We start from the raw sequence: 25,918 nt of genomic DNA on the forward strand, positions 1-25,918 counted from the left end.
CTGCCGGCGCGTCAGCCGGCCGCCGTCTCCAAGGCTGCTGCGGCGTCCCGGACCTTGATCATGGTGCGGAGGTTTCGGGTGGTGGTGGAGGCCTTGTACTTCGGCTTGGCGGACAGTTTGCTGAACGGGCTCTCAAGGGTGCCGCCGGCGGGCGCCAGCCAAGCCATGGCCTCGGGACCGAGCCGCTCCTGCTCTGCGCCGTCCAGGGCTTTCCCCGTGTCGAAAAGTTCGTCGAGCGCGGCCGTGTCCGAGGCCAGGGTGAGATAGGTATGGGTGGTTTTGTCATCGGCCGGGTAGCGGCACGCGGCAACGAGTTCTGCCACGCGGTCCGAGGTCAGGACCACCACCCAGGCGTCGTAGCCGAAGGCCTTCCGCAGGGTTGCCTCGAACTCCTTCTTAACGGCGGCAGGACTCAGCTCGCTGGCCAGCACCACATTGCCGCTGGCCAGCAGGGTCTTTACGCCGGTGAACGGTCCCGCCTTGAGGGCTTCCTTGAGGTCCGCCATCTTGATGTTGATGCCGCCCACGTTGATGCCGCGGAGGAACACTGCGTAGCTGGTCATGGTGCCCAGACTACTGCCCGTTACGGCGCCGGGCCGCACTCTTCGGAGTGGTGCGGTTCGCGCAGTCCAGTTCCAGGAAGCGGGGGCGCGGTGGAGCGGTAGGTGTGGCCGGTTGGCGTGGTGATTTCGTAGGTGTGCCGCGGCCCGGGTCTGGGTTGGGCTTTCCAGCCGGGAAGCTCTTTCGTGTGGTTGCAGGCTTCGCAGAGTCCGGCACCGTTCGCAAGGGATGTCGGACCGTCGTCGTGCCAGGGGATGATGTGGTCGTGATGGCGGATCGGGGCGTCGCAGTAGGGCGTGCGGCAGGTGTCGTCCCTTACCTGGATGAAGCGGCGCAGCGGTGCCGGGAAGAGCCGGCGTTTCGAGTCCATGGCGACCAGATCGCCCGTGTCCGGGGCGGTGTAGAGGCGGCGGATCCAGAGCTTTAGTTCCTTCAGGGTGTCTTTCAGGGAGGTGTTTGAGCCCGATGCGTTCGCGCCGGTAGCTTCGGCGCTGCCGGGGGCTGGCCCGCAGGCGGTTGTTTGGCCGGAATCCTGCGGGCCCGAGCCCTCCGGGTTCCCCGGCCACTCTCCTCGTTCGTGTGACTGTTCCGGGTTGAGGAGTTCGCGTGCCCATGCTGCGGGGACGATGCCGTAGCCGGTGAGGCGTGCGGGTTCGCTGTCGGCTTGGAGGAGGGTGCGGTCGGTCATGACGAGGTTGAGTTCAATCCCGGTGATGCCGCCGGGGGTACCGGTGATGGATTCGACGAGGGTGTCGGCCATGGCCTGGTGCCGGGACCGCGGATCCCCGGCGGAACGGAGGGCGTCGGCCTGCCCCGAGAGTGACTTGTACACGGCGACGCCCTCGCGGGCAGGCAATAGCGCGGTCAGGTAGCTCATGCAATCCGGAGCCGGGCGCAGGCTCACGCCCCGTTCGGAGGCGGCGTGGCTGGCCCGCTGGGTGACGGAGCGCGGATCCCTGCGGGTGGCGGCGGCTTTGACGGCGGCGATGACGCCGCGGGTCCCGACCCCGTCGAAAGTTCCGGTGTCCGCGGTAAGTTCCTCATCAACAGCGGCCCGGTCTTCGACGGTGAGAACGGCCGTTTCCTTCACGAAGTACATGGCCTTTTCTTCACTCAGCTGGCCCGTGTCGAGTGCGCCGAGGGTGTGCGGCATCTCGACAACGAGGGCTTTGGCCATGCCCAGCAGCCGCCCGCCGCGGTGAGGGGACTCACCCCGGGCCAGCGCGATCTGCTCGGCCACACCCGTGGTGTTTTCTTTGGGGCGTCTCCTGCCAAGCTCTTCGGCCGACAGAGTGCTGTTTTTGGCCAGCCCGGGAGCGGCCTGCGCGGGACTGTTCACGGCTCCGGGTTCGGCTTGTTCCTGCCGCTGTCTCGCTTCGAACTCGACGGCAAGCCTGGCCTGCTGCCCGGCGATCATGGCCTTGATGTTCTCGCCCGCCCGGATCTGGTCGATCAGCCCCGGACCGTCGGCGGTGAGGTCGGCACGGATGAGGATCGTTGCCGGTCCGCCCCTGTCAACAAGACTCAGCCCAGGTGCGCCCGCACTTGAGGCAGTACCGTCGGCGCTCGAGTTGGCCGCGAACAGCTCGTCCTTATAAAGGAGCTCGGGAAACGGGTCCTCAGGAAAAACGCCGTCGGGATAGTCTCCACCGGGGATAGGGTCCTCCGGGACCATGGCGTCGAGGTCCGCGTCATACACGAACCCGGCAGCGGCCAGTTCATTGAACGGGAAAACCCCGCCGGTGAACCAGTCGGCGGGTACCGCGTCAAAGGGGGAAACTGCGTCCGGAACAAGGGCGTCGGAAACCGCGGCAGCATGCAGGGCGCCGGCGTGCGGCGCCTCCGCTCTCACTGCTGAATTCCCGAGAACCTCCATGAGCACAGTCTGCCAAGGGCCACTGACATTAAAGGGCCGCCAGGACCCCCGATGGAGGCGGATCTCGAAACTTTTTTTGAATCTGCCCGAGAACGAAAACCAGGTAGCAGCTCGCGGCGTTCCCAGCGCTGGGAAGGCCCTGATCTGCTACTGGGTTGGGCGCACTACAGAACCTGGCACGCCGTCGGGGCCACGAAGGTGGGAAAATCAGTCGTTGTTCTTGCGGAGGGCCTCGGTCAGGACACGGGCCGCGTTGCAGACGACCTCGGCGTGCAGCCGGCCGGGTTGCCGGGTCAGCCGCTCGATCGGGCCGGAGATGGAAACCGCGGCGATCACCCGGCCGGACGGTCCGCGGACAGGTGCGGAGACGGAGGCGACCCCCGGCTCCCGTTCGCCGAGGCTCTGGCCCCAGCCCCGCCGTCGTACTCCCGCCAGAACGGTGGGTGTGAAGCGCGCGGACTGCAGGCCCTCCAGCAGGCGGTCGTGGTCCTCCCAGGCGAGCAGCACCTGGGCGGCGGAGCCGGCCTTCATGGACAGCTGGGTTCCCACGGGAATGGTGTCACGCAGGCCAATGGGCCGCTCGGCCGAGGCGACGCAGACGCGCCAGTCGCCCTGGCGGCGGAAGATCTGGGCGCTTTCGCCGGTGGCATCGCGGAGTTGCATGAGGACCGGCCCGGCGGAGGCGATCAGCCGGTCTTCGCCGGCAGCGGACGCCAGCTCAACCAGGCGGCTGCCGAGGACAAAGCGGCCCTGGATATCACGGCTGACCAGGCGGTGGTGGACCAGCGCCAGCGCCAGCCTGTGCACTGTCGGCCGTGCCAGTCCCGTGGCAGCGACCAGCTGCGCAAGAGTCGTCGGTCCGGCCTCAAGTGCGTCGAGCATCTGGGCTGCTTTATCAATGACACCGACTCCACTAGAATTGTCCATGTATTGATATTGCCGTCTCATTATCTGAGATGCAAATCTTTTGACTGGCTTATTACCGGGGTCTGCTGTTTCAGTGGAACCAACAAACAAACAGCATTGAAGGGAGATGGCCATGGCCAAAACATTGGCCGAGAAAGTCTGGGACGCGCATGTGGTGCGCAAAGGCGACGGCGAAGGTGCCAACGCCCAGCCTGACCTTCTGTACATCGACCTCCACCTCGTCCATGAGGTGACCTCCCCGCAGGCGTTCGAGGGTCTGCGCCTGGCCGGCCGCAAGCTGCGCCGCCCTGACCTCACCATCGCCACCGAGGACCACAACACCCCGACGCTGGACATCGACAAGCCGATTGCCGACCTTACCAGCCGGACCCAGATCCAGACCCTGCGCAATAACTGCGAGGAGTTCGGCGTCCGCCTGCACCCGCTCGGTGACGCCGAACAGGGCATCGTTCACGTCGTGGGTCCGCAGCTGGGACTGACCCAGCCCGGCATGACCGTTGTGTGCGGCGACTCGCACACCTCCACGCACGGCGCGTTCGGTGCGCTGGCCATGGGCATCGGCACGTCCGAGGTGGAGCACGTCATGGCCACCCAGACGCTGTCCCTCAAGCCTTTCAAGACCATGGCCATCAACGTCGAGGGCACGCTGCGCCCCGGCGTGACCGCCAAGGACATTATCCTCGCTGTCATCGCCAAGATCGGCACCGGCGGCGGCCAGGGCTACGTCCTGGAGTACCGCGGCTCCGCCATCCGCGCGCTGTCCATGGACGCCCGGATGACCATCTGCAACATGTCCATCGAGGCAGGCGCCCGCGCCGGCATGGTGGCTCCGGACGAAACCACCTACGCCTACATGAACGGACGCCCGCATGCGCCGCAGGGCGCCGAGTGGGACGCCGCCGTCGAATACTGGAACACGCTGCGCACGGACGACGACGCAGTTTTCGACGCCCAGGTTGACCTGGACGCGAACACCCTCGAGCCGTTCGTCACCTGGGGCACCAACCCGGGCCAGGGCGTCTCGCTCTCGGCCAAGGTGCCGTCCCCGGAAGACTTCGGCGACGAGAACGCCAAGGCCGCTGCGGAACGCGCCCTGCAGTACATGGGACTGGAAGCCGGAACGCCCATGAAGGACATCCGCGTGGATACTGTGTTCCTGGGCTCCTGCACCAACTCCCGCATCGAGGACCTGCGCGCCGCTGCAGACATCATCCGCGGCCGCGAGAAGGACCCGAAGGTCCGGATGCTCGTGGTTCCCGGCTCGGCCCGCGTGCGGCTCGAGGCCGAGGCCGAGGGCCTGGACAGGGTCTTCAAGGACTTCGGCGCCGAATGGCGCTTTGCCGGCTGCTCCATGTGCCTGGGCATGAACCCGGACCAGCTGGAGCCGGGGGAGCGGTGCGCCTCCACCTCCAACCGCAACTTCGAAGGCCGGCAGGGCAAGGGCGGCCGCACGCACCTCGTTTCCCCGGTGGTCGCAGCCGCGACGGCCGTCCGCGGAACGCTGAGCTCGCCGTCGGACCTCGATCCGGCCCCGGAATCCGCAGCCCTCACCACCGACGCCGCCTAGGAAGACGCCATGGAAAAGTTCACCACCCACACCGGCATTGGCGTCCCGCTGCGCCAGAGCAACGTCGACACGGACCAGATCATCCCGGCCGTATACCTCAAGCGCATCACCCGCACCGGCTTTGAAGACGCGCTGTTCTCGGCGTGGCGGAAGGACCCGTCCTTCATCCTGAACCAGGAGCCGTTCAACGCCGGGTCCGTGCTCGTGGCCGGCCCCGATTTCGGCACCGGATCCTCCCGTGAACACGCCGTCTGGGCGCTCAAGGACTACGGCTTCCGCGCCGTGCTCTCCTCCCGGTTCGCCGACATCTTCCGCGGCAACTCGGGCAAGCAGGGTCTCCTTGCGGCCCAGGTTGCCCAGGATGACATCGAGCTCATCTGGAAGACGCTCGAGAACGCACCCGGGACCGAGGTGACCGTCGACCTCGCCTCCAAGACCGTGACCTGCGGCAACGTGGTTGCGCCGTTCGAGATCGACGACTACACACGCTGGCGCCTGCTCGAGGGCCTCGACGACATCGGGCTGACCCTGCAGCACGAGGAGGACATCACGGCCTACGAAGCCACCCGGCCGTCCTTCAAGCCCCTGACGCTGCCGGCCAGGACCTCCTGACCGGGAGCCGAAAAGCATTGTCGGAAGGCTCGCCGCGCACAGTCGCGGCGGGCCTTTCTGCTGCCCTGAGTTCGGGCGTCGTGTCCCGCGCATCGGCGCGCGTATTTCGGTTCGGTAACGCGAGCTCATATGCTTAGCTGGTGCCTTTGTAAGGATTTGGGGGGCGAGTAGTCGTGAGGAAACCGGTAAATGAGTAGTGTTCTGACAATCCGCGGAGGCGTCCCGCTAACAGGCCGTGTCAGCGTCCGCGGTGCCAAGAACCTTGTGCCCAAGGCCATGGTGGCGGCCCTGCTGGGCAACGAGCCCTCCGTGCTGCGGAACGTTCCGGAGATCAAGGACGTGGAGGTGGTCACCAGCCTGCTCCAGCTCCACGGCGTGACCGTCGAGAAGGACCCCGTCACCGGCGACCTGACCCTGGATCCGAAGGCGGCCAAGACGGCGCCGAGCACGGCCATCGACGCGCACGCCGGCGACTCCCGGATCCCTATCCTGCTTTGCGGACCCCTGATCCACGCGATCGGCGAGGCCTTCATCCCGGACCTGGGCGGCTGCAAGATCGGCGACCGCCCCATCGACTACCACCTGGACGTGCTGCGGCAGTTCGGCGCCGTCGTCGAGAAACGCCCGGGCGGCATCCACATTTCCGCGCCCAAGGGCCTGCACGGGGCCAAGATCTCCCTGCCGTACCCGTCGGTCGGTGCCACGGAGCAGGTCCTCCTGAGTGCAACGCGTGCCGAGGGCATCACCGAGCTCTCCGGTGCCGCCACCGAGCCCGAGATCATCGACCTCATCGCCGTGCTCCAGAAGATGGGCGCCATCATCAGCGTCCAGACGGACCGCACCATCCGCATCGAGGGCGTCCGAGACCTCGGCGGCTACAACCACCGTGCACTCTCGGACCGCAACGAGTCCGCTTCCTGGGCGTCCGCGGCGCTGGTGACGCGCGGCGACATCTTCGTCGAAGGCGCCTCGCAGCGGGACATGATGACCTTCCTGAACACCTTCCGCAAGGTGGGCGGCGGGATGGACATCGGCGAGGACGGCATCCGTTTCTACCACCGCGGCGGCAAGCTCAGCCCCCTCGTCCTCGAAACGGACGTGCATCCGGGATTCATGACCGACTGGCAGCAGCCCCTGGTGGTGGCCCTGACCCAGGCCGAAGGCGTGTCCATCGTGCACGAGACCGTCTACGAGAACCGCTTCGGCTTCACCGATGCCCTCATCCGCATGGGCGCCAGCATCCAGGTGCACCGGGAGTGCCTGGGCAGCGTGCCGTGCCGCTTCGGACAGCGGAACTTCCTGCACTCCGCCGTCATCTCCGGCCCCACCCAGCTCAAGGGAACCGACATCGATGTGCCGGACCTCCGCGGCGGCTTTAGCCACCTGATCGCTGCCCTGGCAGCGACGGGCACCTCGCGGGTGACGGGCATCGACATCATCAACCGCGGCTACGAGCGGTTCACGGAGAAGCTGGCCGGGCTCGGCGCCGACTTCGACATCTCGTCGGCAAAGTAGCGGGGGCCCGGTGAAAGAATCGGCCAAAAGCCACATAACGTTCATGATCATCGCCGGCATTGTCCGGCCGGCCCTGAACCTGATCATGAACAAAAAATGGGAAGGCACGGACAAGCTTCCCAAGGGCGGCTTCATCGCCGTGCCCAACCACTGCACCGAGATCGACCCCCTCGTGATCGGGCACATGCTGTACAGCAACAAGCGCGCCCCGCATTTCCTGGCGAAGTCGGGCCTCTTCAAGGTGCCCGTGGTGGGCCCCGTATTGCATGCCACCAAGCAGATTCCGGTGGAACGCTCGACGGCGGGAGCTAACCGCTCGCTGCAGCTCGCCCAGGAGATAGTGGCAGAGGGCGGGGCGATCATCATCTACCCCGAAGGTACGCTGACCCGCGACCCCCACCTCTGGCCGATGAAGGGCCACACCGGCGCCGCCCGGCTGGCCCTCGAGACCGGCATCCCGGTGGTCCCGATGGCACACTGGGGCGCGCACGAGGTCTTTCCCCGCTACGCCAAGCGCTTCCACCTGTTCCCGCGCAAGACGTCCAGGATCCGGATCGGCGACCCCGTTGACCTCTCCCGCTTCGCGGGGCGCCCGCGGGACAAGGCCACCCTGGCGGAGGCCACCGACGTCATCATGGATGCCGTGACCGGACTCCTGGCCGAACTCCGCGGGGAACAGCCGCCGGCCCGGCGCTGGGACCCCACCGCCCACAACCAGACGAAGCACGGCCGCGATGTCGAGCGGGGCGGGAAATGACGCCTTTGCACGGCCGGCCCGGTTCGGCCCTGTCCGTGGCAGTCCTTGGCGCCGGTTCGTGGGGGACCACCTTCGCGAAAACCCTCGCCGACGCCGCCTCGGCCTCCGGCGTTGACCGCAGGATCCGGATTTGGGGCCGCCGGGCGGAAGTCGTGGCTGAGATCAACGGCAACCACCGCAACCCGCAGTACCTCTCAGACATTGACCTTCCGCCGAGCATTAGCGCATCCACCGACGTGGCGGAGGTGCTGGCCGGAGCCGACCTGGTGGTCCTGGCCGTTCCCGCGCAGTCGCTGCGCCTCCAGCTGCGCAAATGGAAGCCCCTGATCGGGTCCGATGCCCTGGTGGTGTCCCTGATGAAGGGCCTGGAACTGGGCTCGGACGCACGAATGAGCGAGGTGATCGCGGAGGAACTGGACATCCCCGCCGAACGCATCGCCGTGGTGTCCGGGCCCAACCTGGCCATGGAAATCGCCCGCGAAGAGCCTACGGCCTCGGTCGTTGCCTGCCCTGATTCCGCCGTCGCCGGCTGGATCGCCAGAAGCTGCACGGCCCCGTACTTCCGTCCCTACACCACCTCGGACATCGTCGGTGTTGAGATCGGCGGCATCGTCAAGAACGTCATCGCGCTGGCCGTGGGCATCTGCGAGGGAAAGCAGATGGGGGACAACACCAAGGCATCCGTGATAACCCGCGGCCTGGCCGAAACCTCCCGCCTGGCTTTGGCCCTCGGCGGCAAGGCACACACCATGGCCGGCCTGGCCGGCCTCGGGGACCTGGTGGCCACCTGCTCGTCACCGCTCTCCCGGAACCACACCGCGGGCCGCCTGCTGGGTCAGGGGCTCACGCTGGACGAGGTTGCCCAGAAAATGACCCAGACAGCCGAGGGCATCAAGTCCGGCCAGGCAGTCCACGAACTGGCCGGCAAGCTCGGCGTCGAAATGCCCATCACGGCGGCCGTCGTCGCGGTCCTCGCCGGAAAATTGTCCGTTGACCAACTCGGGCCGCTGCTGCTGTCCCGGGAACTTAAAGCCGAAGGCGATTACTGACAGTGTCGGAAGAAAACTTGACCGCAGCGGACGAGACCAACCAAAACACGACCACCCTGGATGGGACGGCCGGGCCCAAGCCGCGCGTAGCCATCCTTTTTGGCGGCCGTTCCAGTGAGCACGCCGTCAGCTGCGTAACCGCCGCCGGAGTGCTGGGGGCGATCGACCGGAACAAGTACGACGTCGTTCCCATCGGCATCGCTAAATCCGGCCAGTGGGTGCTCGCGTCCGGGGACACGGCCCAGTGGTCCCTCTCCGCCACCTCGCTTCCCGAGGTCCCGCCGTCGGCCCAGACGGTCAGCCTCACCGAGATCGGCGGGGAACACCAGCTCATCGTGACGGCTCCCAACGAGGTGCCGCAGGAACTTGGCACCGTGGACGTGGTGTTCCCGCTGCTGCACGGGCCGTTCGGCGAGGACGGCACCATCCAGGGGCTCCTGGAACTCTCCGACACCCGCTACGTCGGTGCCGGCGTCCTGGCCTCGGCCGTGGGCATGGACAAGCACTTCATGAAGGTGGTCTTCGAGGCCGCCGGGCTGAAGGTTGGCCCGTACATCGCGGTGACCGACCGGCAGTGGCGCAACGATCCCGAGTCGGTCCGCAAGCAGGTCGACCTGCTGGGCTTCCCGGTGTTCGTCAAGCCCGCCCGTGCCGGATCCTCGATGGGCATCTCCAAGGTGGACTCGCTTGACGCCCTGGACGCCGCGATCGAGGCGGCCCGCGAACATGATCCGAAGCTGGTGATCGAGGCCGGCATCGTGGGCCGGGAAATCGAATGCGCCGTGCTTGAGGGCCGCGGTGGCGAGGCTCCCCGCACGTCCCTGCCGGGCGAAATCTCCGTGGCTGCGGGCGAACACGAGTTCTATGACTTCCAGGCCAAGTACGTGGATGACGCGGCCGCCCTGAGCTGCCCCGCGGACATGCCCGGGGAAGCGATCGCCCGCGTCCGCGAGCTTGCCGCCGCGGCCTTCGATTCAGTGGGAGCGGAGGGCCTCAGCCGGGTCGACTTCTTCTACACGCCCGACGGCGACCTCATCATCAACGAGATCAACACCATGCCCGGGTTCACGCCGAAAAGCATGTACCCGCAGATGTGGGCGGCCACCGGCCTGTCCTATCCGGACCTGATCGACGAGCTCATCCACCTGGCACTGACCCGCAAGACCGGCCTGCGCTGAAATCCCCACCGGCACCCTAACCTCGCTCCGCTTCGGCCAGGGAACCCTGCCGGCGTGGGCCCAGGGTCTGTCTACTTGCTGGTGGGCAGGTTCTGGACGTCCTGCTGGCCCACGCATTTGCGGCTGGCCTTGATCTTCGCGGCTGCGCCGGAGAGGTCAGCCAGGACGGTGGCCGAGCTGATCCTGTTCGGATCCATGAGGATTTCCGTGGCTGGTTCCCGGCCGTAGGTGGTCAGCGTCCACACGGGGTTGCCCTCCTTGATGACCCAGTCGACGTCGTTGACGCTGACGCAGCGGTCAGTGGTGGGCCCGGGAACGTTGACGCCGCACCGCAGGATAACCTGCGACGGGTCGCCCCAGGCCGCGGTGGCCTGGCTGTTCGTCTTCCGCAGCCGGGCGTCGCCGATGGCATCCGGAAGCGCCACCATCATGGGTGCGCAGGCCGGATTGGCCGCATCGGCGGCGGGGGCGACATCGACGGCGGGTGAACAGCCGCCCAGCGTCAGTCCGGTCAGCGCCGCCGCCACTGCCACCCCAAGCCTGCGGACGGGTTTCTGGGCAGGTTTCTGGGCATGCGGGAAATGCATCCCTCAAGCCTATCGTTCCGCGGCGAGCCGGACGGACCGCCGAAAATGTCAGTCCGTGGCGGTAGCGTAGTGGCGTGCCCCAAACACCATTGACTGTCGCCCAACTGTCCGAAGCGGAGCTTCTGGCACGCATCTTCCCGCGCCTGGAACTCAGTGCCCTGCACAGTGCCGCCGTGGTTCTCGGACCCGGCGATGACGCCGCCATCGTCGCGGTCCCGGACGGCAGGACGGTCATCAGCATCGACACCCAGGTCCAGGACCAGGACTTCCGGCTTGAGTGGAACAACGGCTACCGGACCACCGGCTACGACGTCGGCTGGAAGGCCGCAGCGCAGAACCTCAGCGACATCAACGCCATGGGCGCATCGGCAACCTCCATGGTGGTCAGCCTGACCATGCCCCCGGACACGCCGGTCGGATGGGTCGAGGACCTGGCGGATGGCCTCACCGCAGCCATCAGTAAGCTCGGCGCCGGTGCGTGCTCCGTCGCAGGCGGCGACCTTGGCCGCGGCCGCGAGCTGTCCGTCACCGTGGCAGTCCTCGGCACGCTCGACGGCGGCCAGCCGGTCCTCCGGTCCGGCGCCCGGGAAGGCGACACTGTGGCCATCGCCGGCCGGGCAGGCTGGGCAGCCGCCGGCCTGGCACTGCTGGAGTCCGCCCATCATGTGAGCTCGCTGACGCCGGAGCTGCTGTCATTGCTTGAGCTTCAGTGCCGGCCGGAGCCTCCCCTGGAGGCCGGGCCGCTGGCGCGGCTGTCCGGCGCCACGGCCATGATGGACATTTCCGACGGCCTGGTCCGGGACGGAACCAGGCTGGCGGTGGCCAGCCACGTCGTCCTGGACCTGGATCCCGGCCAGCTGGGCGTGCTCGCCGGGCCCCTTCGCCCCGCGGCCGCGCTCCTGGGCGCCGACCCGCACGCCTGGGTGCTGGGCGGCGGCGAAGACCACGGGCTCCTCGCCACATTCCCGGCGGGCATGCAGGTGCCGCCCGGGTTTACTGGGATAGGCTCAGTACAGGCCTGCGGCGCAGACAAGGCGCCGGGCGTGACGATCGCGGGACGGCCCGCAGACTCCGTGGGATGGGATCACTTTGCAGACTAAGGTTGCCGCGAACGCGCAAGCCATGAAGCGGTGGCTGGGCAAGGCCGAAACCGCACTGGGCAACCACAGCGACCGCCTGAATGCCATCAATATCTTCCCGGTGGCGGACGGAGACACCGGAACCAACCTGTATCTGACTGTCCGTGCCGCAGCCCGTGCGCTGCAGGATGCCGGCGCTCCCTCAGCTGCCGGCCAGGAAAACACCGGCCAGCAGGCACAGCTCAACGACGTGGGTGCCGTCCTGGCGCGGGCCGGCCAGGCGGCGATGGAGCAGGCCAAAGGCAACTCCGGCACGCTGTTCTCCGTGTTCCTCTGCGCCGCGGCCGAGCCACTGGCAGGTCACGCCAGGCTCACCTCCTCGCTCCTGGCCGCCGCCCTCAACCGGGCGCAGATCAGGGCCTGGTCCGCGCTGAGCGACCCCGTTCCCGGCACCATGCTGTCCGTCATGGAAGCGGCGGGCCGGGCAGCGGCCGCCGTCGACGCCGGCCAGAACGGCAACGACAGCAACCACGCACTGGGCCTGGTCCTGGACGCGGCCGTGGAAGCTGCCCTCGAGGCCGTGGTCCGCACGGAGGGGCAGCTCGATGCCCTGCAGGCCGCGCACGTGGTGGACGCCGGCGGCGTGGGGATGCTGCTGATCCTGGACTGCCTCCGTTCGGCGGTGCTCGGCGAGGAACTCCGCAACGAACTTCTCGACGGCCTGCATGGGTACGACCTCCAGGACCCACACATCCACACCCGCATGCCGGCCGACGACGGCGTGGAGGTCATGTGCACCATCAGCCTGTCCCCGCTGGACGCCGCCACGCTCCGGCAGCGGCTGGATGAACTCGGGGACTCCGTGATCATGAGCCAGGTCGGCCCGTCCGCCGACGCCGGGGGACGGTACCGGTGGCGGGTCCACGTGCACGTCCCGGATCCGGTCCCCGCCCTTGACATGATCAGGTCGCTGGGCGATCCGGCGGACGTGTCCGTCAGCGAGCTCGCCCTGCCCCGGGACCCGGCGGGAGAAGTGAGCGCAGAGGGACGATGAACGTCGAACTGGAACTCGGCCTGGAGCGCCGGGTCGGCAAGCGCTCCGCGGCCGCGATCGAGAAGCACCTGGGCATCACCACCGTCGGCGGCCTGCTCAACCACTTCCCGCGCCGCTATCTCAACCGCGGTGAGCTGACGCGCATCAGCGAACTTCCTTTCGATGAGGAAGTGACGCTCATCGCCCGCGTCGTCTCCAACAGCACCCGGCAGATGCGCGCCCGGAAGGGCTCCATCACCGACGTCGTCGTCACCGACGACGCCGGCACGGGCACACTGAAAATCAGCTTCTTCAACGGCCGCCTCGCCAGGGCCGAACTGCATGCCGGCCGGCGCGCCATGTTCTCCGGGAAGGTGACCCGCTACCAAGGTTCACTGGGGCTGACCAACCCGAACTACCAGCTGCTGGACAAGGATCCGGATGTCCCGGACATGGACCCCGAAAAGCTGGCGGCGATGCCCATCCCGATCTACCCGGCCACCGCAGGCATCACCAGCTGGTCCATCCAGAAAGTCGTGAAAACCCTGCTGGAAACCGCGGACCTGGACGCCTTGCCGGACCCGTTGCCGGCGGCCATATCCGCCCGCGAAAAATTCCTTCCGGTGCCGGAGGCCTACCGGCTGATCCACGCCCCGGAGACCCCGCAGGACTGGCGCAAGGCCAGGGAGCGGTTCCGCTACCAGGAGGCGCTGGTCCTCCAGTCAGCCCTGGCCCGCCGCCGTGCCCAGCTTGCTTCCGAGGAGGCCACCGCCCGGCGGCCCGTGCCGGAGGGGCTGCTCGCAGCCTTCGACCGGCAGCTTCCGTTCACTCTGACCGCCGGCCAGTCCGCCGTCGGCAAGACCCTCTCGGCTGAGCTGTCCCAGGACTGGCCCATGAACAGGCTGCTGCAGGGCGAGGTCGGCTCCGGCAAAACCATCGTGGCGCTGCGGGCCATGCTCCAGGTGGTCGACGCCGGGGGACAGGCTGCGCTGCTGGCGCCAACGGAAGTGCTGGCGGCGCAGCACTTCGACTCCATCCGGCGCACCCTCGGTCCGCTGGCCCGCGACGGACTCCTGGGCGGACTGGGTGACCATTCGGTGCAGGTCAGCCTGCTTACCGGCTCGATGCCCACCGCTGCGCGCAAACAGTCGCTCCTCGACGCTGCTTCCGGCACTGCCGGGATTGTCATCGGCACGCACGCGCTGCTAAGCGAGAACGTCACCTTCTTTGATCTGGGCCTCATCGTGGTGGATGAGCAGCACCGGTTCGGCGTGGAACAGCGCGACGCCCTGCGCGCCAAGGCCAGCAAGCCGCCGCACCTGCTGGTCATGACCGCCACCCCGATCCCCAGGACCGTGGCGATGACCGTGTTCGGCGACCTCGAAACGTCCGTGCTGGACGAACTGCCGGCCGGCCGGGCGCCCATCACCACGCACGTCGTGGGCCTCGCGGAGAACCCCGCCTGGGCAGCCCGCATCTGGTCCCGCTCCCGGGAGGAGATCGAGTCAGGGCACCAGGTATACGTCGTGTGCCCCAAGATCGGGGCGGACGACGACGGCGACTTCACTCCCGGTGAAGCGGAACCTGAGCCCGGGGAACTGGAGGGGGACGGAGCCGCACGCGAACTGGCGTCCGTGACCGCCGTCGTCGAGCACCTCAAAGAGGAACCGGCCCTGGCCGGAGTGGCGCTGGCGCCGCTCCACGGACGCCAGGACCAGGTGCTGAAGTCCGAGACCATGGCTTCCTTCACCGCCAACCAGACCAAGCTGCTTGTCTCCACCACCGTCATCGAGGTGGGGGTGGACGTGCACAACGCCACCCTGATGGTCATCCTGGACGCGGACCGCTTCGGCATCTCCCAGCTTCACCAGCTCCGCGGGCGCGTGGGGCGGGGCGGGCTGCCGGGCACGTGCCTGCTCGTGACCACGCTCGAACCGGGGCACCCGAGCCGGCGCAGACTGGACGCCGTGGCGTCCACCACCGACGGATTCGAGCTGTCCCAGGAGGACCTGAAGCTGCGCCGCGAGGGCGACATCCTCGGCGCCTCCCAGTCAGGTGGCAGGTCCACGCTGAAGCTGCTCCGGGTGCTGGAGCACGAGGACATCATTGCCCGCGCCCGGCAGGACGCCCAGAAGATCGTGGCCGCGGACCCCGCGCTGACCGGCTATCCGGCACTTGCCGAGGCCATTGACGAGTACCTGAATCCCGAGAAGGAGGCGTTCCTTGAACGCGGCTAGCACGAACCCCCTCCCACCCGGGCCCACCCAGCCGGGGTACGCAGCATGAGCAGGATTGTTGCCGGTGCCGCGGGCGGAACCCCGCTGGCCAACGTGTCCGGGTCGCTGACCCGGCCCACCACGGACCGCGTCAAGGAGGCATTGTTTTCCCGGCTGGACGCGTTCGACGTGCTCGGCGGCGCGCGGGTCCTGGACCTCTACGCCGGATCGGGGGCGCTGGGGGTGGAGAGCGCCAGCAGGGGAGCGGAAACTGTCGACCTCGTGGAGTTCGACGCGAAGGCCAGCGCCGTGTGCCAGCGGAACGCCGACCTCATCAACGGAGTCCTGGGCCGCAAGGCCGTCACGGTGCACCGCTCCAAGGTGGAGTCCTTCCTGGACCGCGCTGCCGAGGACGCCACGTGGGACGTCGCCTTCCTGGACCCGCCTTACCCCCTTGAGGAGCCGGCGCTGGCGTCAGTCTTGGAAAAGCTTGCACCGCACCTCAACGACGGGGCAGTGGTGGTGGTGGAACGGTCCTCGCGCGCCGCCGAACCCGGGTGGCCGGAAGGCCTGGAGCGCTTCGCCGAGAAGAAGTACGGTGAGACCCGGCTGTGGTACGCCGAACCGTCCAGCGGCCAGGACGTGGATCTGGCACTGGAGGCTGAGGACTAGGAAGCTAGTCCGACAACCGGTCCAGTTCCACCCCGGCCAGGACCTTGGCCGGGTGTGGCCCGCGTGCGGTGAGGGCTGCTGACCACTCGGGCGGCCATGGCTTCCTGGTGCCGGCAAGGATGATGTTCCCCGGATACTTTCCCGTGAACATCCCCGATTCAGCGCAGGCGGCCACGTCCGTCATGGCCCTTCGCAGCGCCGCCACCTGGCTGCGGACGAGGGTCAGGCCGGGCTCGTCGCCGACATTCACGATCAGCACACCCCGTTCCGTGAGCAGGGCGGCGGCCTCCTGGTAGAACGCGGTGCAGGCGATGTGCTCCGGCGCTTCGGGGCCGGAGAAGATGTCAAGGATGACGACGTCGAAACGCAGGTCAGCGGGCAGCGCCGCCAGGGCATCGCGGGCGTCGCCGATGATCGTGTGGAGGTCGGTGCCCTCCGGCAGCGGCAGCCGCTCCAGCACGAAGTCCAGCAGCTCCCGCTCCAGCTCCACGGCGTACTGCACGGAACCGGGGCGGGTCGCCTGGATGTACCGCGCCAGGGTCAGGGCGCCGGCGCCCAGGTGAAGCGCACGGATGGGCTCACCCCACGGAGCGGCGAGGTCCACGATGTGCCCGATGCGGCGCAGGTATTCGTAGAAGATGTCCTCGGGATCGGCCAGGTCCACGTGCGACTGCTCGGCCCCGCCGATGCTGAGCACGAACCCGCCGTCGGTATAGGTATCCGGTTCGATGACGGCGTGCTGGCCGGTGGCGCGCAGGAAGCGGGACGCCTTGGGACCGCCGTCGGGCCTGGTCAGAGCCTGTCCTGGAGCGTCGCCAGCCGTTCGGCGGCTTCCTCGAGGACTTCATCGCGCTTGCAGAAAGCGAACCTCAGCAGGCTGCGGGTCCGCTCAGCGCCCTCAGGGTGGCAGAACACGGGAACCGGGATCGCTGCCACACCCACCAGCCCGGGCAGGCGCCGGGCCAGGTCCACCGAGTCCCGGATGCCCAGCGGCGAGGTGTCCACGTTGACGAAGTAGGTGCCGTCCGGGGTGAACACATCCAGGCCCGCCGCACGCAGCCCCTCGCTCAGGATGTCGCGCTTTTTCCGCAGGGTGGCGGAGATGCCCCGGTAGAACTCGTCGGGCAGGGCCAGTCCGGTGGCGATGGCGCTCTGGAACGGGGTGCCGGAACTGTAGGTGAGGAACTGCTTCACCGTCCGGACCGCAGCGACCAGGTGCTCCGGGCCGCTCAGCCAGCCGACCTTCCAGCCGGTGAAGGAGAACGTCTTGCCCGCCGAGGAGATGGTGACCGTCCTGTCGGCGGCCCCGGGCAGCGTGGCCACCGGGATGTGACGGACGCCGAACGTGAGGTGTTCGTACACCTCGTCGGTGATGATCAGCGCGTCATGCTTCCGGGCGAGGTCGACGACGCGCTGCAGCACCTCGCGCGGGAAGACCGCACCGGTGGGGTTATGCGGGTTGTTCAGCAGCACCACCCTGGTGCGGTCCGTGAACGCCGCTTCCAGGGCAGCGGTATCGGGCAGGAAATCCGGGGCGGGCAGAGGGGCGGTGACGTGCGTGGCGCCGGAGAGGCCGATGATGGCGCCGTAGGAGTCGTAGAACGGCTCGAACGTCAGGACCTCATCGCCGGGCCCGACGAAGGCCAGCAGGGACGCGGCGATTGCCTCGGTTGCGCCCGTGGTGACGATGACTTCGGTGTCCGGGTCCGGTTCCAGCCCGTAGAAACGGCTCTGGTGTGCGGACACGGCCTTCCGGAGCTGCGGGATCCCCTTGCCGGGCGCGTACTGGTTGGAGCCTTCGGCGATCGCGGCCTGGGCGGCCGCCTTGATCTCCGCGGGGCCGTCCTCGTCGGGGAAGCCCTGCCCCAGGTTGATGGCGCCGGTCTGCATGGCCAGCGTGGTCATCTCCTCGAAGATGGTCACGCCCAAAGCGCCGTCACTCGCCAGCAGGTTCGCCCCGGTGGCCGCCCGCTGCCAGGGTGCCGGAAGTGTTTGTGTCATTGGTTTCCTGCCTGTCTGTTGAGCCGCTCTGTTGGGCCGCGGCCCGTGCCGGCGGCACGGGAATCATGGTATCCCGGGCCGCGGATACGGTAGGTTCGGAACATGAGACGCGCCGTATGCCCAGGCTCCTTCGACCCCATCCACAATGGACACCTCGAGGTGATCGCCAGAGCCGCGAGCCTGTTTGATGAAGTGATCGTCGCCGTGTCCACCAACTATGCCAAGAAGTACCGGTTTCCGCTCGAGGAACGGATCGAGATGGCCAGGGAGACGCTGGCCTCGCTGCGGGGGATAGTCGTGGAACCCGTCGGGGAAGGCCTCCTTGCGGAGTACTGCCGGCAGCGCGGCGTCTCCGCCATCGTGAAGGGGCTGCGGTCGTCGTCGGACTTTGACTACGAACTTCCCATGGCAACCATGAACCGCCAGCTGAGCGGAGTGGAGACGGTGTTCCTGCCGGCCGAGGCGCACTATCTGCACCTCTCATCCACCCTGATCAAGGAAGTGGCCACCCTCGGCGGCAGCGTCTCCGAGTACGTCCCCAGATCGGTGCTGAAGAGGCTCCTTTCCGGCGCGCCGTGAGCAGGCCGGCCCTCCAGGGGGTAGGCTTGTCCGGTACGTTTCCGGTGCACGCCGGCCGCGTGCCCCGGCGTGGCATCCGGTTTGAGTCCGTCAGGGAGTTCAGGCTAAGATGGTACGTCGGTCATATGTTCAACAGGAGTTCTCATTAAGCGAGATGCAAGTTCGCCCTTGATGTTCGATGTCAAGGACCTCGGACGCAGTCCGGGGAGCATGCGTACACTGACGGAACATGTACCCGCGCCGGGGGATCTCGGCGTGGCGCTCATTGGCGTTCAGGAAGGCTCGGATATCGAGCTGGACCTGAGGCTTGAGGCCGTACACGAAGGAATTCTGGTATCAGGAACCGCCCTCGCCGAAGTAAAAGGTGAGTGCGGCCGATGCCTGGATCCCCTTGCGTATGACCTTGAGGTCAATGTGCAAGAACTTTTCTTCTACGAGGACGCTGTGTTCTCGGACGGGGAAGACGAAGAAGAGCAACGTCGAGTCGAGCACGATCTGATCGATCTTGAGCCGGTGTTGCGGGACGCAGTTGTTACCATGCTGCCGTTCCAGCCGGTGTGCCGGGAAGACTGCCAGGGCCTGTGTTCCGAATGCGGAGCGCGCCTGGAAGACGAGCCGGGGCACCACCACGAGGTCGTAGATCCTCGCTGGGCTGCCCTAGCTGATCTGGCTAAGCCTGACCGGCAAAATTGATTTGTAAGTGTTTTTCTAGAGAGAAATGAGTTAGCCGTGGCTGTTCCCAAGCGGAAAATGTCTCGCTCGAATACCCGCGCCCGCCGCTCCCAGTGGAAGGCAACTGCCCCCCACCTGGTGAAGACCATCGAGAACGGCCAGGTCACCTACAGCCTGCCGCACCAGGCAAAGGTCGTCACTGACTCGGCTGGCACCGCGCTGTTCCTTGAGTACAAGGGCCGCAAGGTCGCGGACGTCTAATCGGCCCCCAAGCTGATCAGGATGTCTTCAACTGAAGAGCTTCTGAAGCGTCTCGGTGTCTTCATTGACGCCGGGACGCTTCGTCTTGCTCTGACACACCGTTCGTACGCCTACGAAAACGGCGGCATACCCACCAACGAGCGCCTTGAGTTCCTGGGCGACTCGATTCTTGGCTTCTCCGTCACCGATGCGCTGTACCGCGACAACCCGACGCTCCCCGAGGGTGATCTGGCCAAGCGCAGGTCGGCCGTGGTGAGTACCCGCGCCCTTGCCGGCATTGGCCGCAGCCTGGGCATCGGGGACTACATCTACCTCGGGCAGGGGGAGAAGCTCACCGAAGGCAAGAACAAGGCCTCGATCCTCGCCGACACCATGGAAGCCCTCATTGGCGCTACCTACGTGTCCAACGACATCGAGACCGCCCGCCAGCTGGTGATGCGCCTCATCGGACCGCTCCTGAAGGACGCCGCCGCGCTGGGTGCCGGCACGGACTGGAAAACCAGCATCCAGGAGCTGGCTGCGGGGCGCCAGCTGGGCAGCATCTACTACGCCGTGGAGGGTTCCGGCCCGGACCACGCGCGCACGTTCGTCGCCGTCCTCCAGATCGGCGGGACTGCCTACGGAAAGGGCTCCGGCCATTCCAAGAAGGAAGCCGAGCAGGAAGCTGCCGCGGATGCCTGGCGGAAGCTCTCCGGAGCGGAAGCCAAGGCCCCGGCCGAGGGGTCTGCACCGGCCGGCGCGGAGTCTGCACCGGGGGACGCGAAGGCGGCCCCGTCGGAATCCGCCGCGGGCAGCTAAGCGCCCGTGCCTGAACTTCCCGAAGTCGAGGTGGTCCGCCGCGGCCTGGTCAACTGGGTGCGCAGCCGGACCATCACCGGCGTCGACGTGGTTGACCCGCGGTCCGTGCGCCGGCACGCTCTGGGACCCGAGGATTTCGCCGGGAACCTTGAGGGGGCAAAGGTTCTCGACGTCGTCCGCCGGGGCAAGTTCCTGTGGATGCCGCTGCAAGGGGACGGCACGTCCCGCCCAAGTGCCGACAACGGCGACCCGGGGCTGCCCGGCGTCGCCCTGATGGCCCACCTTGGCATGAGCGGGCAGTTGCTGATGCAGGATAGCTCCGTTCCGGACGAGAAGCACCTGAAGATCCGCCTGCGGCTGAGCCCCGCGGAAGCCATGCCGGAGCAGTTGCGGTTCGTGGACCAGCGGATCTTCGGCGGCCTGTTCGTCACCACGCTCGTCCCCACGGACGACGGCGGACCGGGCGGGCTCGCGGAGGACCCGGTGCCGGTCATCGCCGAGGAGGCCTCGCACATCGCGCGCGACCCCCTGGATCCGGACTTTTCCTTTGACACGTTCTACCGCCGCCTCCGGAAGCGGAAGACCGGGCTCAAACGCGCACTGCTGGACCAGGGACTCGTATCCGGGATCGGTAACATCTACGCCGATGAGGCCCTGTGGCGGGCAAAGCTGCACTATGCCCGGCCCACCGACACCCTCCGGCGGGCCGACGCCGAACGCGTTCTCGCCGCTGCCCGCGACGTGATGACCGATGCCCTGGCCGCCGGCGGTACGAGCTTCGACTCCCTGTACGTCAACGTCAATGGCGCGTCCGGCTACTTTGAGCGGTCTCTCAACGCCTACGGCCGGGAAGGCGAGGAGTGCCGGCGCTGCGCGGCCGCTGGGATCCGCAGCATCCTGAAGCGCGAGCAGTTCATGAACCGTTCCTCCTACACCTGCCCCGTGTGCCAGCCGCGGCCACGCAACGGCCGCTGGTGACAATTCCCACCCAGTTTCGAAAGGCCCCGGAGGGCCGTAAATCCGGGGATCCCGGCCCGCTTGCCACTAGATTTGGTGAATGACAAGCAGCCGCTGCCGCCACCTATGGAGATCTGAAACACCTTGCACCTCAAAAGTCTGACCGTCCGGGGCTTCAAGTCGTTTGCGTCGGCCACGACGTTCGACTTTGAGCCCGGTGTCACGGCAGTCGTCGGGCCCAACGGCTCGGGCAAATCCAACGTGGTGGACGCCCTGGCCTGGGTCATGGGGGAGCAGGGCGCCAAGACCCTCCGCGGCGGCAAAATGGAGGACGTCATCTTTGCCGGCACGTCCGGCCGGCCGCCGCTGGGCCGCGCGCACGTCTCGCTCACCATCGACAACACCGACGGTGCGCTGCCGATCGAATACAGCGAAGTCACCATCTCCCGCACGCTGTTCCGCACCGGCGGCTCCGAGTACGCCATCAACGGCTCGGCGTGCCGGCTCCTGGACATCCAGGAGCTCCTCTCCGACTCCGGACTCGGCCGCGAAATGCACGTCATCGTGGGGCAGGGGCAGCTGGACCGGGTGCTGCACGCCACTCCCGAGGACCGCAGGGGTTTCATCGAAGAAGCCGCCGGCATCCTCAAGCACCGGCGGCGCAAGGAGAAGACCGTCCGCAAGCTGGAGGCGATGCAGGTCAACCTCCAGCGGCTCAGCGACCTGACGGGGGAAATCCGCCGGCAGCTCACGCCGCTCGGCAAACAGGCCGAGGTGGCACGGCGCGCGCAGACCGTCCAGTTCGAGGTCCGCGATGCCCGGGCCAGGCTGCTGGCCGATGACCTGGTCCAGCTCCAGAACACCCTGGCACAGGACATTGCCGACGAGTCCGCGCTCAAGGCGCGGCGCGCCGTCGTCGAAAACCAACTCGAAGAAGGCCGCCGGCGGCAGGCGGCCCTGGAACAGCTCGCGGCGGAGGCGACGCCGCAGCTGAACGCCGCCCGGGACACGTGGTACCAGCTGTCCGCCGGACGGGAACGCCTGCGTTCGCTCGCCTCCCTGGCCCAGGAACGCTGCCGACTGCTGGGCTCCGCGGACCCCGCGCCGGAGCCGGGCCGGGACCCGGAACAGCTGGAGCGGCAGGCCGCCCGGGTCCGCGCCGAGCAGGCAGAACTGGAGCAGGACATCCTCGAAGGGCGGGCCGCGCTGGAGGCCGCCACCGCCGCCAAATCAGCAGCCGAGAACGCCGCCGCGGCCGAGGAGAAGCGCCTCACCGCCGCGCTGCGGGCCGCCGCCGACCGCCGGGAGGGGCTGGCACGCCTGGCCGGCCAGGTGGGGGCAGCACGGTCAAAGGTGGAATCAGCCCAGGCCGAAGTCGGCAGGCTGCGCGAATCCCTGGCTGCCGGCGATGAGCGGCGCCGGCATGCCCAGTCCGAGTTCACCGCGCTCGAATCGCAGGTGGCGGGCGTCGAGGACGGCGAGGAAACCCTCGACGCCGAATACGAGGACGCCAGCGCCGCCCTCGACGGCATCCTCGCGGAGATCGATGCCCTTAAAGCAACCGAGCACGACGCCATCCGTGAACGCGACGCGCTCAAGGCGCGGCACGAGGCGCTGCAGCTGGGCCTCAACCGCAAGGACGGTTCCGAGCACGTCCTCGGTGCCGGCGTGTCCGGCACTGTCGGTCGGCTTGCGGCGGCCCTGACCGTCGAGCCGGGGTATGAGGCCGCGGTTGCGGCGGCCCTGGGCAGCGCTTCGGACGCCATCGTGGTGCGGGATGCGGGAACGGCAGCAGAACTGGTGCGCCTCCTCAGGGACGACGACGCCGGCCGGGCCACGCTGCTGCTCGCGGCCGCTGCCCCTCCCGCGGGAACGCCCGCTGCCGCAGACGCTGCTGCATACGGTGCACTCCCTTCCGGGGCCCGCCCGGCGGCGGACCTGGTGACGGCCTCCGGAACCACAGCGGCGGCCGTGCGCACACTGCTCGCTGCCACCGCCGTCGTCGACGGCCATGACGCGGCGGCGGACCTCGTCGCCCGGCACCCCGACCTTACCGCCGTGACCCTGGCGGGGGACGTGTTCACCGCCCTGACCGTCACCGGCGGATCCGCGAAGGCACCCTCGCTGCTCGAGGTGCAGGCCGCCGTCGACGACGCCGCATCCCGCCTGGCCGCCGTCACCGCCGGGTTGGAACAGTGCCGCTTTGCCCTCGCTGCCGCAGGGGCCCGCCGCGCCGAGGCGCAGGAACGGGCGGACGCCGCGCTGGATCGCCTGCATGAATCCGACGCGCGGCTGGCCGCGGTGGCTGAACGGCTGGGCCACCTCAACTCGGTCCTGCGCAGCGCGGTCGGCGAGAGCGAACGGCTGGCCGCGTCGCTGGCCCGCGCCGAGGCAAACATCGTCGCCGAACAGGAAGGACTGACAGCGGTGACCGCCCGGCTGGCAGCCGCCCAGGACGCGCCCGCCGAGGAGGAGCCGTCCACGGAGCAGCGGGACGCGTTGGCACTGGCCGCTTCACAGGCACGGTCCGCCGAAATGGAAGCACGCCTGTCGCTGCGCAGCCGGGAAGAACAGCTCACGGCCATCCGCAACAGGGCCACCTCGCTGGAACGGGCGGCAGCCTCGGAACGCCGGGCGCGCGAGCAGGCGGCCGAGCGGGCCCGCCGTCGGCGTATCCAGGCAAAGCGGGCAGCGGCTGTCGCAGCCGCGGCAGAACAGCTGATCCGGTTCAGCGACGTCTCCGTCGAGCTGGCCGGCCGGGAGCGGGACCACGCCGAGCACGTCCGGGAGCAGCGGGACCGCGAACTGGCCGGGATCCGCACGGCGAACGACGCCCTGGCCCGCGAACTGTCCGAACTGACCGACTCAGTGCACCGTGACGAGCTGGCCCGTGCCCAGCAGCGGCTCCGGATCGAGGCACTGGACGCGAGGTCGGTGGAGGAGCTGGGGCTCACTGCGGACCAGCTCGTGGCAGACTACGGGCCGGACCAGCCGGTGCCCCTGCCCGCTGCCGCTTCCGCGGACAAGTGGGCGGCGCTGCGCGCGCCGGTCGATGCCGAGGGCCAGCCGGTGGTGGAGGGCGTGCCGTTCGTCCGGGAGGAGCAGGAAAAGCGCCTCCGGAAGGCTGAACGTGACCTGTCGTCGCTTGGCAAGGTCAATCCGCTGGCGCTGGAGGAGTTCGCCGCACTGGAGGAACGGCACCAGTTCCTCAGCACCCAGCTGGAGGACCTCAAGGCCAGCCGCAAGGACCTGCTCGACATCATCAAGGAAGTCGACGACCGTGTCCAGAAAGTCTTCTCCGAGGCCTTCGCGGACACCTCGGCCCAATTCGTGCGGGTCTTCGGCCGGCTCTTCCCCGGCGGCGAGGGCAGGCTGGTGCTGACCGATCCCACCGACATGCTCACCACCGGCATCGAGGTGGAGGCACGGCCCGCGGGCAAGAAAATCAAGCGGCTGTCCCTGCTGTCCGGAGGCGAGCGGTCGCTCACGGCGGTGGCCCTGCTCGTGGCCATCTTCAAGGCCCGGCCCTCGCCGTTCTACGTCATGGACGAGGTTGAAGCCGCCCTCGATGACACCAACCTGGGCCGCCTCATTACGATCTTCGAAGAGCTCCGGGAATCCAGCCAGCTGATCGTGATCACCCACCAGAAGCGGACCATGGAGGTGGCTGATGCGCTCTACGGCGTCACCATGCGGGGCGACGGGGTGTCCACAGTCATCAGCCAGCGGCTGGGAGCGGACGTCTGAGAAGCCCCTGCAGCTTGTGAGAAGCTAGGGGTGTGAATGACATCATCCCCATTCTTCTGCCCATTCTTGCTGCCCTCGTAGTTATCGGCGGCCTGGTCCCGGTGCTGATGAAGGCCCGGAAATCCGGCAACCAGTACCCCGGTACCCGCGACGCCAACGACCCCGTTGAGCCGCTCCGAGGCGGAGGAACCCTCCTCGAGGACCGCCCGGCCGCGCCCACTGCGGCTGCTGATCGCCAGGCTCCGGACGCCGTCGACGTTGAGGGGCTGGAAGCCGAGGTTCCGGATGACGCGGCCGGCCTGGAGACCATCCAGGTGGAGACCCCGCTGCCCGTGGCCGGCCGGCTCACCCGGCTCCGGGAGCGCCTGGTCAAGTCCAACAATGTCCTGGGCAAGGGCCTGCTGGCGCTGCTCTCCAGCGACAAGATCGACGAGAACGTCTGGGATGAGGTGGAGGAGACTCTGCTCCTGGCCGACCTTGGCACTGAACCGACCATGCAGCTGGTGGACGCGCTCCGCGAACGCGTGAAGGTCCTGGGCACACGCGACCCCGAGCACGTCAAGGCGCTGCTCCGGGAAGAGCTCATCAAGATCGTGGACCCATCCATGGACCGGAGCCTGCGGATTGACCGGCACGCGGACCGGCCCGCCGTCATGATGGTGGTCGGCGTCAACGGAGTGGGCAAGACCACCACGGTGGGCAAGCTGGCCCGCGTCCTCGTCGCCGAGGACAAGGACGTCCTGCTGGGCGCCGCGGACACTTTCCGTGCCGCCGCCGCCGAGCAGCTGGCCACCTGGGGACAGCGCGTGGGGGTTCCCACCGTGAAGTCAGACATCGACGGCGCGGACCCGGCGTCCGTGGCGTACGAGGCCGTCAAGGCCGGCATCGACCAGGAAGTCGACGTCGTCATGATCGACACCGCCGGCCGCCTGCAGAACAAAGTCGGGCTGATGGACGAGCTCGGCAAGGTCAAGCGCGTCGTGGAAAAGCTGGCGGAGGTGGACGAGGTCCTGCTGGTGCTGGACGCCACGACCGGCCAGAACGGCCTCAACCAGGCCCGGGTCTTCGCGGAGGTTGTCAACATCACCGGCATCGTGCTGACCAAACTGGACGGAACCGCCAAGGGCGGCATCGTCGTCGCCATCCAGAAGAGCCTCGGCGTACCCGTGAAGCTCATCGGCCTCGGCGAGGGCGCGGACGACCTCGCACCGTTCGAGACCGAGGGTTTCGTCGACGCCCTCCTGAATTAGCCCGCACCCCAAGTAGGTAGCAGC

General features: G+C 68.0%; 23 protein-coding genes. 17 read left to right on the forward strand and 6 right to left on the reverse strand.

Features of this window, described 5'->3' with window-relative positions:
- Positions 1-11 precede the first annotated feature (11 nt).
- The 3 genes from ACFVTE_RS06235 to ACFVTE_RS06245 form a co-directional block, all read right to left on the reverse strand.
- Positions 12-563 carry a DUF1697 domain-containing protein gene (locus tag ACFVTE_RS06235; RefSeq protein ID WP_387098233.1) on the reverse strand — a complete coding sequence of 184 codons (552 nt, stop codon included), beginning with the start codon at positions 561-563 and terminating at the stop codon, positions 12-14.
- 20 nt (positions 564-583) lie between these two features.
- Positions 584-2,437, reverse strand: a complete 1,854-nt coding sequence (locus ACFVTE_RS06240) for an HNH endonuclease (protein ID WP_387098235.1) — start codon at positions 2,435-2,437, stop codon at positions 584-586.
- Positions 2,438-2,644: 207 nt separating this feature from the next.
- Complete coding sequence (locus tag ACFVTE_RS06245) at positions 2,645-3,364, reverse strand: IclR family transcriptional regulator (protein ID WP_387098237.1); 720 nt, start codon at positions 3,362-3,364, stop codon at positions 2,645-2,647.
- A 112-nt stretch (positions 3,365-3,476) separates the two neighbouring features.
- Here ACFVTE_RS06245 and leuC point away from each other — a divergent pair, with 112 nt between their 5' ends.
- The 6 genes from leuC to ACFVTE_RS06275 all read left to right on the forward strand — a co-directional run bounded on the left by leuC (position 3,477) and on the right by ACFVTE_RS06275 (position 10,042).
- Complete coding sequence (gene leuC, locus ACFVTE_RS06250) at positions 3,477-4,931, forward strand: 3-isopropylmalate dehydratase large subunit (RefSeq protein WP_307103603.1); 1,455 nt, start codon at positions 3,477-3,479, stop codon at positions 4,929-4,931.
- A 9-nt stretch (positions 4,932-4,940) separates the two neighbouring features.
- Positions 4,941-5,543 carry a 3-isopropylmalate dehydratase small subunit gene (leuD, locus tag ACFVTE_RS06255; RefSeq protein ID WP_003806025.1) on the forward strand — a complete coding sequence of 201 codons (603 nt, stop codon included), beginning with the start codon at positions 4,941-4,943 and terminating at the stop codon, positions 5,541-5,543.
- Between the two features lie 189 nt (positions 5,544-5,732).
- Positions 5,733-7,058, forward strand: coding sequence for a UDP-N-acetylglucosamine 1-carboxyvinyltransferase (gene murA / locus ACFVTE_RS06260; RefSeq protein WP_387098240.1), 1,326 nt, complete (start codon positions 5,733-5,735; stop codon positions 7,056-7,058).
- 10 nt (positions 7,059-7,068) lie between these two features.
- Positions 7,069-7,815: a lysophospholipid acyltransferase family protein gene (locus ACFVTE_RS06265; RefSeq protein WP_387098242.1), complete on the forward strand. Its 747-nt coding sequence runs from the start codon at positions 7,069-7,071 to the stop codon at positions 7,813-7,815.
- Entirely contained in the window at positions 7,812-8,864 is a 1,053-nt protein-coding gene (locus tag ACFVTE_RS06270) for an NAD(P)H-dependent glycerol-3-phosphate dehydrogenase (RefSeq protein ID WP_387098244.1), read from the forward strand. Before ACFVTE_RS06265 ends, ACFVTE_RS06270 begins: the two co-directional genes overlap by 4 nt.
- 56 nt (positions 8,865-8,920) lie before the next feature.
- Positions 8,921-10,042 (forward strand): D-alanine--D-alanine ligase family protein, encoded by a 1,122-nt coding sequence (locus tag ACFVTE_RS06275; protein WP_387098352.1) that lies wholly within the window; start codon positions 8,921-8,923, stop codon positions 10,040-10,042.
- Positions 10,043-10,113: 71 nt separating this feature from the next.
- On the opposite strand, the gene ACFVTE_RS06280 is transcribed toward ACFVTE_RS06275, so the two are convergent.
- Entirely contained in the window at positions 10,114-10,629 is a 516-nt protein-coding gene (locus ACFVTE_RS06280; protein ID WP_387098246.1) for a DUF3515 family protein, read from the reverse strand.
- Positions 10,630-10,703: 74 nt separating this feature from the next.
- On the opposite strand from ACFVTE_RS06280, the gene ACFVTE_RS06285 reads away from it, so the two are divergent.
- The 4 genes from ACFVTE_RS06285 to rsmD are packed head-to-tail and all read left to right on the forward strand — an operon-like array spanning position 10,704 to position 15,629.
- A complete protein-coding gene (locus tag ACFVTE_RS06285; RefSeq protein ID WP_387098248.1) occupies positions 10,704-11,729 on the forward strand; it encodes a thiamine-phosphate kinase in 1,026 nt (341 codons plus the stop codon).
- A gap of 22 nt (positions 11,730-11,751) precedes the next feature.
- A complete protein-coding gene (locus ACFVTE_RS06290; RefSeq protein WP_387098354.1) occupies positions 11,752-12,762 on the forward strand; it encodes a DAK2 domain-containing protein in 1,011 nt (336 codons plus the stop codon).
- Positions 12,759-14,978 carry an ATP-dependent DNA helicase RecG gene (locus ACFVTE_RS06295; protein WP_387098250.1) on the forward strand — a complete coding sequence of 740 codons (2,220 nt, stop codon included), beginning with the start codon at positions 12,759-12,761 and terminating at the stop codon, positions 14,976-14,978. Before ACFVTE_RS06290 ends, ACFVTE_RS06295 begins: the two co-directional genes overlap by 4 nt.
- A 45-nt stretch (positions 14,979-15,023) precedes the next feature.
- Entirely contained in the window at positions 15,024-15,629 is a 606-nt protein-coding gene (rsmD, locus tag ACFVTE_RS06300) for a 16S rRNA (guanine(966)-N(2))-methyltransferase RsmD (protein ID WP_387098252.1), read from the forward strand.
- Positions 15,630-15,633: 4 nt separating this feature from the next.
- Here rsmD and ACFVTE_RS06305 read toward each other — a convergent pair whose 3' ends face one another.
- A complete protein-coding gene (locus tag ACFVTE_RS06305) occupies positions 15,634-16,425 on the reverse strand; it encodes a spermidine synthase (protein ID WP_387098356.1) in 792 nt (263 codons plus the stop codon).
- Entirely contained in the window at positions 16,422-17,630 is a 1,209-nt protein-coding gene (locus ACFVTE_RS06310) for an aminotransferase class I/II-fold pyridoxal phosphate-dependent enzyme (protein WP_387098254.1), read from the reverse strand. The genes ACFVTE_RS06305 and ACFVTE_RS06310 overlap by 4 nt, the downstream gene beginning before the upstream one ends.
- 102 nt (positions 17,631-17,732) lie before the next feature.
- Between ACFVTE_RS06310 and coaD the strand changes: the two genes are divergently transcribed.
- The 7 genes from coaD to ftsY all read left to right on the forward strand — a co-directional run bounded on the left by coaD (position 17,733) and on the right by ftsY (position 25,894).
- Entirely contained in the window at positions 17,733-18,209 is a 477-nt protein-coding gene (gene coaD / locus ACFVTE_RS06315) for a pantetheine-phosphate adenylyltransferase (RefSeq protein ID WP_387098256.1), read from the forward strand.
- A gap of 168 nt (positions 18,210-18,377) precedes the next feature.
- Positions 18,378-18,902: a YceD family protein gene (locus tag ACFVTE_RS06320; RefSeq protein WP_387098258.1), complete on the forward strand. Its 525-nt coding sequence runs from the start codon at positions 18,378-18,380 to the stop codon at positions 18,900-18,902.
- 36 nt (positions 18,903-18,938) lie between these two features.
- Positions 18,939-19,142: a 50S ribosomal protein L32 gene (rpmF, locus tag ACFVTE_RS06325; RefSeq protein WP_003806041.1), complete on the forward strand. Its 204-nt coding sequence runs from the start codon at positions 18,939-18,941 to the stop codon at positions 19,140-19,142.
- Positions 19,143-19,163: 21 nt separating this feature from the next.
- Positions 19,164-19,940, forward strand: coding sequence for a ribonuclease III (gene rnc / locus ACFVTE_RS06330; RefSeq protein ID WP_387098260.1), 777 nt, complete (start codon positions 19,164-19,166; stop codon positions 19,938-19,940).
- A gap of 6 nt (positions 19,941-19,946) precedes the next feature.
- Entirely contained in the window at positions 19,947-20,918 is a 972-nt protein-coding gene (mutM, locus tag ACFVTE_RS06335) for a bifunctional DNA-formamidopyrimidine glycosylase/DNA-(apurinic or apyrimidinic site) lyase (RefSeq protein ID WP_387098262.1), read from the forward strand.
- Between the two features lie 123 nt (positions 20,919-21,041).
- On the forward strand, positions 21,042-24,644 hold the full coding sequence (gene smc / locus ACFVTE_RS06340) for a chromosome segregation protein SMC (protein ID WP_387098264.1): 3,603 nt from the start codon (positions 21,042-21,044) through the stop codon (positions 24,642-24,644).
- A 32-nt stretch (positions 24,645-24,676) separates the two neighbouring features.
- Positions 24,677-25,894, forward strand: a complete 1,218-nt coding sequence (gene ftsY / locus ACFVTE_RS06345) for a signal recognition particle-docking protein FtsY (RefSeq protein WP_387098266.1) — start codon at positions 24,677-24,679, stop codon at positions 25,892-25,894.
- Positions 25,895-25,918: the final 24 nt, after the last annotated feature.

The sequence above is a fragment of the Arthrobacter sp. NPDC058097 genome (genome assembly GCF_042884885.1).
Taxonomy (GTDB): domain Bacteria; phylum Actinomycetota; class Actinomycetes; order Actinomycetales; family Micrococcaceae; genus Arthrobacter.